Raw genomic sequence first — 290 nt, forward strand, 5'->3', positions numbered from 1 at the left:
CGCCGTCCACTGCGCGCTCTGGCGTAGGGATGTAGCTGTCCAGTGCTTCGGCCAGGGCCATGATGGCTTGCTCGCCCAGAGGACCGGTGTCGCCGTCCAGTGCTTTACGTGCCGAACCTTTGATGATCGGCAGGTCGTCGCCTGGGAACTCGTATTTCGACAGCAGCTCGCGCACTTCCATTTCAACCAGTTCCAGCAGCTCTTCGTCGTCCACCAGGTCGCATTTGTTCAGGAACACGACGATGTATGGCACGCCAACCTGACGGGCCAGCAGGATGTGTTCGCGGGTC

General features: G+C 60.7%; 1 protein-coding gene. It reads right to left on the reverse strand.

Annotated features, from left to right (window positions below):
• A partial coding sequence (locus GTP44_RS26910; protein ID WP_229257111.1) for a GTP-binding protein occupies positions 1-290 on the reverse strand: 290 nt, incomplete at both ends.

Origin of the sequence: Duganella lactea, assembly GCF_009857505.1 — a bacterium.
Taxonomy (GTDB): domain Bacteria; phylum Pseudomonadota; class Gammaproteobacteria; order Burkholderiales; family Burkholderiaceae_D; genus Rugamonas; species Rugamonas lactea.